The organism is Klebsiella sp. ZJOU C1 (genome assembly GCF_035620215.1).
GTDB classification, from domain to species: Bacteria; Pseudomonadota; Gammaproteobacteria; order Enterobacterales; family Enterobacteriaceae; genus Klebsiella; species Klebsiella variicola.
This window is the reverse complement of sequence record NZ_CP141644.1, coordinates 489,367-503,513: the sequence shown is the minus strand read 5'-3', so window position 1 is coordinate 503,513 and position 14,147 is coordinate 489,367. Positions and strand designations below refer to the sequence as shown.

Genomic DNA, 14,147 nt, shown 5'->3' with positions numbered 1-14,147 from the left:
GCCCGTCGCTGATTCTGCTGTGCTATAACCGTAGTAAAATGAAATTTATATTTCAACATTGTCGTGAAATGAAATTTCATTTTGGTGATAACAGTCGCATTTTGCGCCGACGGATTGCCTGTGTGCTTCCCGCATCCCGCCTCGTCGCCTCAAGACGCCCGGCTTCCCGCCGCTGTCGCCTCCGTAGTCGGGGCCAGTGATATTTTGCGAGACAGCTCAAACATTCATCATTTCCATTCTTGCTAATTTTGGAATAAACGTTTTGACTGTTAGCCAATTGAACGAACCTACCCCCTCTTCCGTCAGGAGTGTCCTATGGCCATCGCAATGCAACGTTTTTGTATTAACCGCAAAATCGCGCCAGCGCTCAGCATTGAAGCGTTTTTCCGTCTGGTGAACCGTCTGGGCCTGAATAAGGTCGAGCTGCGCAACGATTTACCCAGCGGAAAAGTGACCGACGATCTGAGCCATCAGCAGGTGCGCGAGCTGGCGGCGCGCTACCACATCGAGATCCTGACGATTAACGCGGTCTACCCCTTTAACCGTCGTAGCGAAGAGGTGCGGCAGCTGACCGAATCGCTGCTGAAAGAGGCCCAGGCCATCGGCGCCAAATCGCTGGTGCTCTGTCCGCTCAACGACGGCAGCGAAGTGCCGGCCAGCGAAACCCTGAGCGCCCTGCGCGACCTGGCGCCACTGTTCGCCTTCTACGGCATCCACGGCCTGGTGGAGCCGCTGGGCTTCCCGCAAAGCTCGCTGCGTTCGGCACTCCAGGCGCAGACGCTGATCCACGACGCCCGCGTGCCGTTTAAGCTGCTGATCGACACCTTCCATCACCATCTCTACCCGCAGGCGGCGGACGAGTTCAGCCAGGTGGAGGTGGCGGACATCGGTCTGGTGCACCTTTCCGGGGTGGAAGATACCCGTCCGCGCGAGCAGCTCACCGATGCCGAGCGCATCATGCTAACCCCGCAGGATCGTCTCGGCACCTGCGAGCAGGTTAAAGCGCTGGAAGCCCGCGGCTATCAAGGGGTATACGCTTTTGAGCCCTTCGCGCCCGAACTGGCGCAGTGGAGCGAAACGGATATCGAGCGCGAAATTGAGCAGAGCATCGCGCTTATCCAGCGCCACTGCGCCTGAAGACTGCTCTGGACAGCATGCGCGGCACGTGACAATTTCCCCAACGCCGGACGACGAGGTTGCCTATAATCGTCGCAGGATAAATGGAGGAATCGATCATGAGCTCACCCTTGTTGATTGCGCGCACGCTGGATAACGCGCTGTATTTGCTGCCCGCGATGGCCAACCGCCATGGGCTGATCACCGGTGCGACCGGCACCGGTAAAACCGTCACCCTGCAAAAGCTGGCTGAGTCGTTCTCGGAGATTGGCGTGCCGGTATTTATGGCGGACGTCAAGGGCGACCTGACCGGCATTGCCGCCGCGGGGCAGAGCTCAGAGAAACTGCAGGCGCGGCTGGAGAAGATCGGCGTCAGCGACTGGGAGCCGCACGCCAACCCGGTGGTGCTCTGGGATATCTTTGGCGAGAAGGGTCACCCGGTTCGGGCGACGGTCTCCGATCTTGGCCCCCTGCTGCTGGCGCGCCTGCTCAATCTCAACGAGGTGCAGAGCGGCGTGCTGAACATTATTTTTCGTATCGCGGACGACCGCGGCCTGCTGCTGCTCGACTTCAAAGATCTCCGCGCCATCACCCAGTTTATCGGCGACAACGCCAAAGCGTTCCAGAATCAGTACGGCAATATCAGCAGCGCCTCGATCGGCGCCATCCAGCGCGGGCTGTTAACCCTGGAGCAGCAGGGCGCCGAGCACTTCTTCGGCGAGCCGATGCTGGATATTGCCGACTGGATGCGCGTCGATGCCAGTGGTAAAGGGGTGATCAATATCCTCAGCGCCGAAAAACTCTACCAGATGCCGAAGCTCTATGCCGCCAGCCTGCTGTGGATGCTCTCCGAACTCTACGAGCGCCTGCCGGAAGCTGGCGACCTCGAAAAACCGAAGCTGGTGTTCTTCTTCGATGAGGCGCATCTGCTGTTCAACGACGCGCCGCAGGTACTGCTGGATAAAATCGAACAGGTGATCCGCCTCATCCGCTCCAAGGGCGTCGGCGTCTATTTCGTTTCGCAGAACCCGGCGGATATTCCCGACGCCGTGCTCGGCCAGCTGGGCAACCGCGTGCAGCATGCCCTGCGCGCCTTTACGCCGAAGGACCAGAAGGCGGTGAAAACCGCCGCCCAGACCATGCGCGCCAATCCGGCCTTCAGTACCGAGCAGGCGATCCAGGAGCTGGGCACCGGCGAGGCGCTGATCTCCTTCCTCGATGAGAAAGGCAGTCCGTCGGTGGTCGAGCGGGCTATGGTTATCGCCCCCTGCTCGCGAATGGGTCCGGTCAGCGATGACGAGCGCAATGGCCTGCTGAATCACTCGCCGCTGTACGGCAAGTATGAGGAGGAGGTGGACCGCGAGTCGGCCTTTGAGATGCTGCAGCAAGGGGTGCAGGTCGCCACCGGGCAGCAGTCGGCTCCGCCGGCGAAGGGCCAGCAGAGCGGCGATGACGATGGGCTACTCGGCGGCCTGAAAGATATTCTGTTCGGCAGCACCGGCCCGCGCGGCGGCAAACGCGACGGTATCGTGCAGACCGCGGCGAAAAGCGCGGTTCGCCAGGTCACCAATCAGATCGTCCGCGGCATGCTGGGCAGCCTGCTGGGCGGACGCAAGCGCTAAAAAAAAGCCCCCTCATCGTTGAGGGGGCTTATACGTTCCGGGCTTCACCCGCTAGGCCTTGCGCATCATCAGCCAGAGGCTTATCAGGAAGAAGCTGGCGCTCGGCAACAGCGCGCCGATGATCGGCGGGATGCCGTAGACCAGGGTCAGCGGGCCGAAAATCTGATCCAGTACGTAGAAGATAAAGCCGAAGCTAATCCCCGTCACCACCCGCACGCCCATCGGCACGCTACGCAGCGGACCAAAGATAAACGACAGCGCCATCAGCATCATCACCGCCACCGACAGCGGCTGGAAGATTTTGCTCCACATATTGAGCTGGTAGCGTCCCGGATCCTGGCCGCTGGACTTCAGGTATTTTACATAGTTGTGCAGACCGCTGATCGACAGCGCATCCGGATCCAGGGCAACCACGCCGAGCTTATCCGGCGTGAGGTTGGTTTTCCAGGTGCCGCTCACCATCTGCGACCCGGTCACCTGCTTTGGATCGGTCAGGTTGGATTCATCCACCTGCGACAGGCGCCACACTTTATTTTCACTATCGAACTTTGCCGAGGCGGCATAGCGCACCGACTCTAAACGACGCTCCGGATTGAAGGCATAGATGCTGACGCCCCCCAGCTCATCGTTGCCTTTCACGCGTTCGATATAGACAAAGTTGTGGCCATCTTTCGCCCACAACCCTTGCTGAGTCGACAGCAGCGAACCGCCGTACATCTGCTGGGCGCGGTAGTTGCGCGCCATTTGCTCGCCCTGGGGCGCCACCCACTCGCCGATCGCCATGGTCAGCAGCACCAGCGGGATCGCAGTTTTCATTACCGCCAGCGCCACCTGCAGCCGGGTGAAACCGGATGCCTGCATCACCACCAGCTCGCTGCGTTGGGCCAGCATCCCCAGCCCCAGCAACGCGCCAAGCAGCGCCGCCATCGGGAAGAAGATCTGGATGTCCTTCGGCACGCTGAGGATGGTGTAGAGACCAGCGCCCAGTGCATCGTAACTACCCTGCCCGGACTTTTTCAGCTGATCGACAAACTTGATAATGCCGGAGAGCGACACCAGCATGAACAGGGTCATCATGATGGTGTTGAAAATCGTCTTACCGATATAACGGTCAAGTACGCCAAACGCCTGCATCAGGCCGCTCCTTTATTAAAACGGGCGCGGAAGCGGCGCATCGGCACCGTGTCCCACAGGTTTAACAGCACCGCCAGCGCAAAATAGAGCAGGTTAATCGCCCACATCCAGATAGCCGGGTCCATTTTGCCTTTGCCGCCGTTCGACTTAATCGACGTTTGCAGCAGGAAGAACACCAGGTAAAGCAGCATCGCCGGCAGCATCGACAGCACGCGCCCCTGACGCGGGTTCACCACGCTGAGCGGCACCACCATCAGCGCCATAATGAAGACGGTCGCCACCAGCGTGAAGCGCCAGTGCAGTTCGGCACGCGCGCGGTCGGTATGGGTCTGCCACAGAGTGCGCATATCCATCTGTTCGGTGTCGTCCGGATCGGAGGTCACTGCCTGGTGGCCGATAATGGCCTGATAGTTATTGAAGTCGGTAATGCGGAAATCGCGCAGCATCGCGGTGCCTTCAAAGCGGGTGCCCTTGTTGAGGGTTACCACCTGCGAACCGTCTTTCTGCTGCGACAGCTCGCCGGAATCCGCCACCACCACCGAGGGGCGCGCATTGCCTTTCGGACGCAGCTGGGCAAGGAAGACGTCATGGAAGCGGTTGCCGTTGACGCTCTCGATAAACATCACCGCGTTACCATCGCTGGCCTGCTGGAACTGGCCCTGGGCCAGCGCCGCCATGCCGGGGTTGGCTTTGGCTTCGGCCAGCACTTCGTCCTGATGGCGCGACGACCACGGCCCCGCCCACATGACGTTGACCGCCGCCACCGCGCCGGTGAACAGCGCGAGGATCATCGCCGCCTTGATCAGCACGGCTTTGCTCAGACCGCAGGCGTGCATCACCGTAATTTCACTTTCGGTGTACAGCTTGCCCAGGGTCATTAGCAGGCCAAGGAACAAACTTAACGGCAGGATAAGCTGCGCCATCTCCGGGATGCCGAGCCCCAACAGCGAGAGCACCAGATTGGTTGGGATATCGCCATCCACCGCGGCGCCGAGGATCCTGACTAATTTCTGACAAAAGAAAATCAGTAACAGGATGAATAGGATCGCCAACTGGCTTTTCAGCGTCTCACGAACCAGATATCTTATGATTATCACTATAAATACGCCCGTAAAAACCCGTTTTATTGCAGGAAAATTGCTTGTTTCATGGCTTAAACGTCATTTATTCTCTTTGGTCGTTGAAAACATCGCTAAGATTAAATGACTCATCGGTTCTGCATGTCAGGATCTTTTCTGACGAACCCAGGCCTTAATAACGTTAAGATTAACACGAAGTCACCGCAACAGCGGACATGAGTTACGAAAGCTTGCAATTATATACTCAATGGATTTCGAGTTGTAAGAAGGCAGCAGGGCTGTGACCCCTGGCGCGCGCGTTAGGCCCGCATCAGGTAAGCAGGCGCAGCCGGCGCATCTGCAACTTGAAAGGCGACGAGTATAGCCGTAGCCACCACTGTTGTCTTTAAGATTCAGGAGCATAGTGCATGGAGTTCAGTGTAAAAAGCGGTAGCCCGGAGAAGCAACGGAGCGCCTGTATCGTGGTCGGCGTCTTTGAACCACGTCGCCTCTCCCCCATCGCCGAACAACTCGATAAAATCAGCGACGGCTACATCAGCGCCCTGCTGCGTCGCGGCGAGCTGGAAGGCAAACCTGGCCAGACGTTATTGCTGCACCATGTGCCAAACATTCTGTCTGAGCGCATTCTGCTGATTGGCTGCGGCAAAGAGCGCGAGCTGGATGAACGTCAGTATAAGCAGGTCATCCAGAAAACCATCAATACCCTGAATGATACCGGTTCAATGGAAGCCGTCTGCTTCCTGACCGAGCTGCACGTCAAGGGCCGCAACAACTACTGGAAAGTTCGCCAGGCCGTTGAAACCGCCAAAGAGACGCTGTACAGCTTCGATCAGTTGAAGACCAACAAAAGCGAGCCGCGTCGCCCGCTGCGTAAAATGGTCTTTAACGTGCCGACCCGTCGCGAGCTGACCAGCGGCGAACGCGCCATTCAGCATGGCCTGGCGATCGCCGCCGGCATCAAAGCGGCGAAAGATCTTGGCAACATGCCGCCGAACATCTGTAACGCCGCCTATCTGGCTTCCCAGGCGCGTCAGCTGGCCGATACCTACAGCAAGAACGTCATTACCCGCGTGATCGGCGAACAGCAGATGCGCGAGCTGGGGATGAACTCCTATCTCGCCGTCGGCAACGGCTCGCAGAACGAGTCGCTGATGTCGGTCATCGAGTATAAAGGCAACCCGTCTGAGGACGCGCGCCCTATCGTGCTGGTCGGTAAAGGCCTGACCTTCGACTCTGGCGGCATCTCCATCAAGCCTGCCGAAGGCATGGACGAGATGAAGTACGACATGTGCGGCGCCGCGGCGGTGTACGGCGTGATGCGGATGGTTGCCGAGCTGCAGCTGCCGCTGAACGTCATCGGCGTGCTGGCGGGCTGTGAAAACATGCCTGGCGGTCGCGCCTATCGTCCGGGTGACGTCCTGACCACCATGTCCGGCCAGACGGTGGAAGTCCTGAACACCGACGCCGAAGGCCGCCTGGTGTTGTGCGACGTCCTGACCTACGTTGAGCGTTTCGAACCGGAAGCGGTTATCGACGTCGCGACGCTGACCGGCGCCTGCGTGATTGCCCTCGGCCATCACATCACCGGCCTGATGTCGAACCATAACCCGCTGGCCCATGAGCTGATCGGCGCCTCCGAACTGGCGGGCGACCGCGCCTGGCGTCTGCCGCTGGCCGACGAGTTCCAGGATCAGCTGGAGTCCAACTTTGCCGATATGGCGAACATCGGCGGTCGTCCTGGCGGCGCAATTACCGCCGGCTGCTTCCTGTCGCGCTTTACCCGTAAGTACAACTGGGCGCACCTCGACATCGCCGGTACCGCCTGGCGTTCCGGTAAGGCCAAAGGCGCCACCGGTCGTCCGGTCGCCCTGCTGTCGCAGTTCCTGCTCAATCGTGCGGGTTTTAACGGCGAAGAGTGATTGCCGTCTGATGCCCGGTGGCGCTACGCTTACCGGGCCTACGGAAAGATGCCGTTTGTAGGCCGGGTAAGCGTAGCGCCACCCGGCTTTGCATTTAAATCCACGACAAGAAGCCCCATATATGAAGAATGCAACGTTCTACCTTCTGGACAACGAAAACACCGTCGAAGGCCTGAGCGCCGTCGAGCAGCTGGTGTGTGACATTGCCGCAGAACGTTGGCGCAACGGCAAGCGCGTCCTGATCGCCTGTGAAGATGAGCAGCAGGCGATTCGTCTCGACGAGGCGCTGTGGTCGCGGCCGCCGGAGAGCTTTGTGCCGCATAATCTGGCGGGCGAAGGCCCGAGAGGCGGTGCGCCAGTGGAGATTGCCTGGCCGCAGAAACGCAACAGCAGCCCGCGGGACATTCTGATCAGTCTGCGGCTTAACTTTGCAGATTTTGCCACCGCTTTCACAGAAGTGATAGACTTTGTCCCTTACGAAGAAAATCTGAAACAACTGGCGCGCGAACGCTATAAAGCGTACCGCATGGCTGGTTTCAACCTGAACACGGCAACCTGGAAATAATGGAAAAGACATACAACCCACAAGATATCGAACAGCCGCTTTACGAGCACTGGGAAAAGCAGGGCTATTTCAAACCGAATGGTGATGAAAGCCAGGAGAGCTTCTGCATCATGATCCCGCCGCCGAACGTCACCGGCAGTTTGCATATGGGTCATGCCTTCCAGCAAACCATCATGGATACCATGATTCGCTACCAGCGCATGCAGGGCAAAAACACCCTGTGGCAGGCCGGTACCGACCACGCGGGTATCGCCACCCAGATGGTGGTTGAGCGTAAGATTGCCGCGGAAGAAGGGAAAACCCGTCACGACTACGGCCGCGATGCCTTCATCGACAAAATCTGGCAGTGGAAAGCGGAATCCGGCGGCACCATTACCCGCCAGATGCGCCGCCTCGGCAACTCCGTGGACTGGGAGCGCGAGCGCTTCACCATGGACGAGGGGCTTTCCAATGCCGTGAAAGAAGTCTTTGTTCGCCTGTACAAAGAAGATCTGATCTACCGCGGTAAACGCCTGGTTAACTGGGACCCGAAACTGCGCACCGCCATTTCCGACCTCGAAGTGGAAAACCGCGAATCGAAAGGTTCCATGTGGCACATCCGCTACCCGCTGGCCGATGGCGCGAAAACCGCTGACGGTAAAGATTACCTGGTGGTCGCCACCACCCGTCCGGAAACCCTGCTGGGCGATACCGGCGTGGCCGTTAACCCGGAAGATCCGCGCTACAAAGACCTGATTGGTAAATTCGTGGTGCTGCCGCTGGTTAACCGTCGCATCCCGATCGTGGGCGACGAACACGCCGACATGGAAAAAGGCACCGGCTGCGTGAAGATCACCCCGGCGCACGACTTTAACGACTACGAAGTGGGTCGTCGTCATCAGCTGCCGATGATCAACATCCTGACCTTTGACGGCGACATCCGCGAAAGCGCGGAAGTCTACGACACCAAAGGCAATGAATCCGACGTCTACTCCAGCGAGATCCCGGCGGAGTTCCAGAAACTGGAACGCTTCGCGGCGCGTAAAGCCGTCGTTGCGGCGGTTGACGCCCTCGGCCTGCTGGAAGAGATCAAACCGCACGACCTGACCGTCCCTTACGGCGATCGCGGCGGCGTGGTTATCGAACCGATGCTCACCGACCAGTGGTACGTGCGTGCGGACGTGCTGGCCAAGCCGGCGGTGGAAGCCGTTGAGAATGGCGACATTCAGTTCGTGCCGAAGCAGTACGAAAACATGTACTTCTCCTGGATGCGCGATATTCAGGACTGGTGTATCTCCCGTCAGCTGTGGTGGGGTCACCGCATCCCGGCATGGTATGACAACGACGGCAACGTCTACGTGGGCCGTAGCGAAGACGAAGTGCGTCAGGAAAACAACCTGAGCGCCGACGTTGCCCTGCGTCAGGATGAAGACGTTCTCGATACCTGGTTCTCCTCCGCGCTGTGGACCTTCTCCACCCTCGGCTGGCCGGAAAACACCGACGCCCTGCGTCAGTTCCACCCGACCAGCGTGATGGTGTCCGGCTTCGACATCATCTTCTTCTGGATCGCCCGCATGATCATGATGACCATGCACTTCATCAAAGATGAAAACGGCAAGCCGCAGGTACCGTTTAAGACCGTCTACATGACCGGTCTGATCCGCGATGACGAAGGCCAGAAGATGTCCAAATCCAAGGGTAACGTTATCGACCCGCTGGATATGGTTGACGGCATCACCCTGCCGGAGCTGCTGGAGAAACGTACCGGCAACATGATGCAGCCGCAGCTGGCGGAAAAAATCCGTAAGCGCACCGAGAAACAGTTCCCGAACGGCATCGAGCCGCACGGCACCGACGCCCTGCGTTTCACCCTGGCGGCGCTGGCCTCTACCGGCCGCGACATCAACTGGGATATGAAGCGTCTGGAAGGTTACCGTAACTTCTGCAACAAGCTGTGGAACGCCAGCCGCTTCGTACTGATGAATACCGAAGATCAGGATTGCGGCTTCAACGGCGGCGAGATGGTGCTCTCCCTGGCCGACCGCTGGATCCTCGCGGAATTCAACCACACCGTGAAAGCGTACCGCGAAGCGCTGGATAACTTCCGCTTCGATATCGCCGCCGGCATCCTGTACGAGTTCACCTGGAACCAGTTCTGCGACTGGTACCTGGAGCTGACCAAACCGGTGATGAACGGTGGCAGCGAAGCAGAGCTGCGTGGGACGCGTCATACGCTGGTGATCGTGCTGGAAGGTCTGCTGCGCCTGGCGCATCCGATCATTCCGTTCATCACCGAGACCATCTGGCAGCGCGTGAAAGCGATCTGCGGTATCACCGCCGACACCATCATGCTGCAGCCGTTCCCGCAGTACGATGCCTCTCAGGTGGATGACGCGGCGCTGGCCGATACCGAATGGCTGAAGCAGGCGATCGTCGCCGTGCGTAACATCCGTGCGGAAATGAACATCGCCCCGGGCAAACCGCTGGAACTGCTGCTGCGCGGCTGCAGCAAAGAGGCCGAGCGTCGTGTGAACGACAACCGCAGCTTCCTGCTGAACCTGGCGCGTCTGGAAAGCATTACCGTGCTGCCTGCCGATGATAAAGGTCCGGTCTCCGTGACCAAGATTATCGACGGCGCCGAGCTGCTGATCCCGATGGCGGGCCTCATCAATAAAGAAGATGAGCTGGCGCGTCTGGCGAAAGAAGTGGCCAAAATCGAAGGTGAAATTGGCCGCATCGAGAGCAAGCTGTCCAACGAAGGCTTTGTCGCCCGCGCACCGGAAGCGGTGATCGCTAAAGAGCGCGAGAAGCTGGAAGGCTACGCGGAAGCGAAAGCGAAGCTGATTGAGCAGCAGGCGGTGATCGCCGCGCTGTGATCCTCCCGCCCCTTGCCACCCGGCAAGGGGCGTTTTTTTATGAAACATCCTCGCTTGCGCTCTCCCCTGTCGCGATGTTATTAACATCATCATTCGTCTTTTTTGGGTAATGAGTCATTGTATGAATACGAGCGTCCCCGCGGCGACGTTGCTGCGTCGCATTACGGCGGCAGACAATGCCGCCATCGCCAGGGTCATCCGCCAGGTCTCGGCTGAATATGGCCTGACCGCCGATAAAGGCTATACGGTCGCCGACCCGAATCTCGATGAACTGTATGAGCTGTACAGCCAGCCGGGCTCTGCCTATTGGGTGGTGGAGAAAGAGGGCGAAGTGGTTGGCGGCGGTGGCGTCGCGCCGCTCGCCTGCAGCGAGCCGGATATCTGCGAGTTACAGAAAATGTATTTTATGACCAGCGCGCGCGGTCAGGGGCTGGCGAAGAAGCTGGCGCTGCTGGCGCTGGACTACGCCCGCGAGCAGGGCTTTAAACGCTGCTATCTGGAAACTACCGCCTTCCTGACGGAGGCGATCGGCTTATATGAACATCTCGGCTTTGAGCACATTGACGGGCCGCTGGGTTGCACCGGCCACGTTGACTGTGAAGTGCGGATGCTGAAAACGCTGTAGCGCCTCGATATCGCAGGCGTCCCCGGTAGCGCTACGCTTACCGGGGCTACAGTTCGGTAGCCCGGCTAAGCGTAGCGCAAGCCGGGGTATGTCCCGGATGGCACCGCTTGCACCTTACCCTTGCTCGCGGTGCCGTTTTTTTGTCGGGTGGCGGCTAACGCCTTACCCGACCTACGGCCCGTACCATTGCGAGCTGAAGCTCTCAACGCTATCTCTCTCCCCATGGTTACTGAAACTGCCGGTGTTAGTGGCTACCGGGGCTACAGGGCCCGAATACCGAGGGTTACGCCGCTACCGGCACACCGCTGTGAAAGCGGAACTCGGCCTCCGGCCTGAGGATCAGCGCCGCTTCCGCCTCGCCGAGCTGGCGCACCCGCTCGCTAATATCGTCTCCGGCAATCTTCTGCGCCAGATCCAGATAGTCCTGATAGTGACGCGCTTCAGAGCGCAGCAGCGACAGATAAAACTTCTGCAGATCGTCGTCCAGCCACGGCGCCAGCGCCGCAAAGCGTTCGCAGGAGCGGGCCTCGATATAGGCCCCGCAGATCAACTTATCGATCAGCATCACCGGCTCGTGCGAACGCACCTCCCGCCGCATGCCGCGGGCATAGTTACTGGCGGTGATTTTGACGTAGGGGATATCGCGCGCCAGCATCATCTCCCGCACCTGCCAGAAGTGATGTAGCTCCTCTTTAATCAGCAAAATCATGCTGTCCAGCAACTGGCGGCCCCACGGGTCGTCGGTCTGCGGCATGGCGCTTTTGTTGATCCGCTTATGCAGAGCGACAAAATCCGGCTCCGGCCCCCAGCGGTAGGTGAAGTCTTCATACGGCTTCAGGCAGGCCAGCAGCTCGTCGGCGTCGGCTTTATCCGCGACGTAGCGACGCACCAGCAGCATGGCGTTCTGCGCCGCTTTCAGTTCGCACACCATATGGTCGGTCAGCAGCAGCGGCAGGTTTTCCGGCTTGCGGGCTTCATCAATCCACGCCTGCGGCGTCGGGCAGTGCAGGAAGTTGATAATCGGGGAGAGTATCTGCGGGTAATCCATGGAAGTTCCTTGCTATACGGCGGCAGGCACCGCCGTATCCATCTGCAACTTAGTGGCGAACACCATCGTCGTCTTCATCGACAAAATCTTCGTCATCGTCGCCGTCTTCTTCACCGTTCGGGTCCTCATAATAGGTACCCCAACCGTCATACTCGACGTCATATTTTTCTGCCAGCGTCATCAGCTGTTCCACCTGGGCATCGATCAGGTCTGCGTTCAGCGCGCATTCGCTGAGAATATCGCAGCAGATGACCATGTCACCCTCTTCCACTTCCAGCTCTTCGGGCTCGGTCACTTCATAGCCCAGCTTGAACGCTTCCACCGCCACTTTCTCCAGCGTTTCGAAATCGTCTGCAGAGAGGTGATGCTCAATCGTGTACAGTGCGTCCGGATCGCTGCCATCCTCCAGCAGCTCTTCGATAATCAGACGCGTCTCTTCACGCTGTTCTTCCAGGTGTTCCGGGTTTGCCATGGCTCGTTCCTCATAATGTGCGGCAGTTGTCCCTATTGTCACATACCGCCGTCATTGCCTCCACTTCTCAGTGAAAGATTTCGATCACAGACTTGCAAATGAATATTCATACATATAAATTGAATTTTAATTCAATTAGTGGCCTATGCCAGGTGAGGGAACCATGTCTGCGTTTTACCAGAAGCATTTTTTAAAGTTACTCGATTTTACGCCTGCAGAAATCACCGCCCTGCTCGAGCTGGCGGCAAAGCTCAAAGCCGATAAGAAAAACGGTATCGAAGTCCAGAAACTGGCAGGGAAAAACATCGCGCTCATCTTCGAAAAAGACTCAACCCGTACACGATGCTCTTTCGAAGTTGCCGCATACGATCAGGGCGCCCGCGTGACCTATCTGGGGCCAAGCGGCAGCCAGATTGGCCATAAAGAGTCGATCAAAGACACCGCCCGCGTGCTCGGGCGGATGTACGATGGCATTCAGTATCGCGGCCACGGCCAGGAGGTGGTGGAGACCCTGGCGCAATACGCCGGCGTGCCGGTGTGGAACGGCCTCACCAACGAGTTCCACCCCACCCAGTTGCTGGCGGACCTGCTGACCATGAAAGAGCACCTGCCGGGCAAAGCCTTTAACCAGATGACGCTGGTCTACGCCGGCGACGCGCGCAACAACATGGGCAATTCGATGCTGGAAGCCGCAGCGCTGACCGGTCTGGATCTGCGCCTGGTAGCGCCATCGGCCTGCTGGCCGGAGTCTCAGCTGGTGGAGACCTGTACCGCGCTGGCCAAACAGCAGGGCGGCAACATCACCCTGACGGAAGATATCGCCGCAGGAGTGAAAGGCGCCGATTTTATCTATACCGACGTCTGGGTCTCGATGGGCGAGGCGAAGGAAAAATGGGCCGAACGTATCGCCCTGCTCCGCGACTATCAGGTTAACAGCGCGATGCTGGCGCTGACCGGCAATCCGCAGGTCAAGTTCCTCCACTGCCTGCCGGCATTCCATGACGACCAGACCACGTTGGGCAAACAGATGGCCGCCGATTACGGCCTGCACGGCGGTATGGAAGTGACTGACGAGGTGTTTGAGTCGGCGGCGAGCGTGGTTTTCGATCAGGCGGAAAACCGGATGCACACCATCAAAGCGGTGATGGTGGCGACGCTGAGCAAGTAGTCCTTCGCGTGTGGCCACATCCCGGATAGCACGGCGCTTATCCGGGATATGGCTCGCCATTTTACGCCATCAGCATCTTCACTACCGCTTTGCGCACCTTCGCCGGGGCGCCTACGGCGCATAGCGGTTTATGCACTTCGCCGGGATAAAACACCACAAAATCCCCTTCGTTGAGGATCACCGTTTTCTCCTGCTGGCCTTCGGCCAGAAAAGCGATGTCTTTCTCCGCCAGCCAGTCGGTCTGCGGCTCTCCAGCCGGCAAGGTACTGAAGGTCATCCCCTCGATGCCGCGGAGCACAATCTGAATATCGAGATAGCGGGCATGGTATTCCGCGCGGCGCGCGGCCTGCGGCTCGGTGGTGTCTTCGGAAATCAGATAAAACAGGTTATTGCCGTCGATATCGTGTTTACCCTGCGGCGTCGCCTCGCTGACATGGGCGATGACGTGCTCAATGGCCTCGCGCAGCGCGGCAGGCAGCCATGGCTGCAGATGGTGGATATTGCCAATAATCATCACTTACCTCGAATATAAAACAGCATTTCA

At 58.7% G+C, this 14,147-nt stretch carries 13 protein-coding genes; 8 read left to right on the top strand and 5 right to left on the bottom strand.

Features of this window, described 5'->3' with window-relative positions:
- Positions 1-315: 315 nt before the first annotated feature.
- Positions 316-1,137 (top strand): TIM barrel protein, encoded by an 822-nt coding sequence (locus SPE70_RS02375; RefSeq protein ID WP_022065406.1) that lies wholly within the window; start codon positions 316-318, stop codon positions 1,135-1,137.
- Between the two features lie 98 nt (positions 1,138-1,235).
- Positions 1,236-2,738: a helicase HerA-like C-terminal domain-containing protein gene (locus tag SPE70_RS02370; protein ID WP_008807119.1), complete on the top strand. Its 1,503-nt coding sequence runs from the start codon at positions 1,236-1,238 to the stop codon at positions 2,736-2,738.
- A gap of 51 nt (positions 2,739-2,789) precedes the next feature.
- Here SPE70_RS02370 and lptG read toward each other — a convergent pair whose 3' ends face one another.
- Together lptG and lptF are read right to left on the bottom strand one after the other, a co-directional pair.
- Positions 2,790-3,872, bottom strand: a complete 1,083-nt coding sequence (gene lptG, locus SPE70_RS02365) for an LPS export ABC transporter permease LptG (RefSeq protein ID WP_008807120.1) — start codon at positions 3,870-3,872, stop codon at positions 2,790-2,792.
- Positions 3,872-4,969 carry an LPS export ABC transporter permease LptF gene (lptF, locus tag SPE70_RS02360; RefSeq protein WP_012969078.1) on the bottom strand — a complete coding sequence of 366 codons (1,098 nt, stop codon included), beginning with the start codon at positions 4,967-4,969 and terminating at the stop codon, positions 3,872-3,874. Before lptF ends, lptG begins: the two co-directional genes overlap by 1 nt.
- Before the next feature lie 389 nt (positions 4,970-5,358).
- On the opposite strand from lptF, the gene pepA reads away from it, so the two are divergent.
- From pepA to SPE70_RS02340, 4 genes are all read left to right on the top strand, one after another.
- Positions 5,359-6,870 (top strand): leucyl aminopeptidase, encoded by a 1,512-nt coding sequence (gene pepA / locus SPE70_RS02355; RefSeq protein WP_008807121.1) that lies wholly within the window; start codon positions 5,359-5,361, stop codon positions 6,868-6,870.
- 121 nt (positions 6,871-6,991) lie between these two features.
- Entirely contained in the window at positions 6,992-7,435 is a 444-nt protein-coding gene (holC, locus tag SPE70_RS02350) for a DNA polymerase III subunit chi (protein WP_008807122.1), read from the top strand.
- On the top strand, positions 7,435-10,290 hold the full coding sequence (locus tag SPE70_RS02345) for a valine--tRNA ligase (RefSeq protein ID WP_012543078.1): 2,856 nt from the start codon (positions 7,435-7,437) through the stop codon (positions 10,288-10,290). The genes holC and SPE70_RS02345 overlap by 1 nt, the downstream gene beginning before the upstream one ends.
- Before the next feature lie 121 nt (positions 10,291-10,411).
- Positions 10,412-10,915, top strand: a complete 504-nt coding sequence (locus SPE70_RS02340; protein ID WP_008807124.1) for a GNAT family N-acetyltransferase — start codon at positions 10,412-10,414, stop codon at positions 10,913-10,915.
- A gap of 283 nt (positions 10,916-11,198) precedes the next feature.
- On the opposite strand, the gene miaE is transcribed toward SPE70_RS02340, so the two are convergent.
- The gene (gene miaE / locus SPE70_RS02335) at positions 11,199-11,963 is read right to left on the bottom strand and encodes a tRNA isopentenyl-2-thiomethyl-A-37 hydroxylase MiaE (RefSeq protein WP_008807125.1); all 765 of its coding nucleotides are present in this window, start codon (positions 11,961-11,963) and stop codon (positions 11,199-11,201) included.
- Positions 11,964-12,012: 49 nt separating this feature from the next.
- Positions 12,013-12,435 carry a ribonuclease E inhibitor RraB gene (rraB, locus tag SPE70_RS02330; protein WP_008807126.1) on the bottom strand — a complete coding sequence of 141 codons (423 nt, stop codon included), beginning with the start codon at positions 12,433-12,435 and terminating at the stop codon, positions 12,013-12,015.
- 98 nt (positions 12,436-12,533) lie between these two features.
- On the opposite strand from rraB, the gene argL reads away from it, so the two are divergent.
- Together argL and argF are read left to right on the top strand one after the other, a co-directional pair.
- The gene (gene argL, locus SPE70_RS26370; RefSeq protein ID WP_370736902.1) at positions 12,534-12,629 is read left to right on the top strand and encodes a putative translational regulatory protein ArgL; all 96 of its coding nucleotides are present in this window, start codon (positions 12,534-12,536) and stop codon (positions 12,627-12,629) included.
- Positions 12,599-13,603, top strand: a complete 1,005-nt coding sequence (gene argF, locus SPE70_RS02325) for an ornithine carbamoyltransferase (RefSeq protein ID WP_012543079.1) — start codon at positions 12,599-12,601, stop codon at positions 13,601-13,603. The genes argL and argF overlap by 31 nt, the downstream gene beginning before the upstream one ends.
- A 61-nt stretch (positions 13,604-13,664) precedes the next feature.
- On the opposite strand, the gene SPE70_RS02320 is transcribed toward argF, so the two are convergent.
- On the bottom strand, positions 13,665-14,117 hold the full coding sequence (locus SPE70_RS02320; protein ID WP_064170528.1) for a YhcH/YjgK/YiaL family protein: 453 nt from the start codon (positions 14,115-14,117) through the stop codon (positions 13,665-13,667).
- Positions 14,118-14,147: the final 30 nt, after the last annotated feature.

Coding starts and splice junctions, on each gene's coding strand:
- holC (WP_008807122.1), top strand. CDS start 6,992: ATGAAGAATGCAACGTTCTACCTTCTGGACAACGAAAACACCGTCGAA.
- lptG (WP_008807120.1), bottom strand. CDS start 3,872: ATGCAGGCGTTTGGCGTACTTGACCGTTATATCGGTAAGACGATTTTC.
- pepA (WP_008807121.1), top strand. CDS start 5,359: ATGGAGTTCAGTGTAAAAAGCGGTAGCCCGGAGAAGCAACGGAGCGCC.
- rraB (WP_008807126.1), bottom strand. CDS start 12,435: ATGGCAAACCCGGAACACCTGGAAGAACAGCGTGAAGAGACGCGTCTG.
- argF (WP_012543079.1), top strand. CDS start 12,599: ATGTCTGCGTTTTACCAGAAGCATTTTTTAAAGTTACTCGATTTTACG.
- miaE (WP_008807125.1), bottom strand. CDS start 11,963: ATGGATTACCCGCAGATACTCTCCCCGATTATCAACTTCCTGCACTGC.
- SPE70_RS02320 (WP_064170528.1), bottom strand. CDS start 14,117: ATGATTATTGGCAATATCCACCATCTGCAGCCATGGCTGCCTGCCGCG.
- SPE70_RS02375 (WP_022065406.1), top strand. CDS start 316: ATGGCCATCGCAATGCAACGTTTTTGTATTAACCGCAAAATCGCGCCA.
- SPE70_RS02340 (WP_008807124.1), top strand. CDS start 10,412: ATGAATACGAGCGTCCCCGCGGCGACGTTGCTGCGTCGCATTACGGCG.
- SPE70_RS02370 (WP_008807119.1), top strand. CDS start 1,236: ATGAGCTCACCCTTGTTGATTGCGCGCACGCTGGATAACGCGCTGTAT.
- argL (WP_370736902.1), top strand. CDS start 12,534: ATGAATATTCATACATATAAATTGAATTTTAATTCAATTAGTGGCCTA.
- SPE70_RS02345 (WP_012543078.1), top strand. CDS start 7,435: ATGGAAAAGACATACAACCCACAAGATATCGAACAGCCGCTTTACGAG.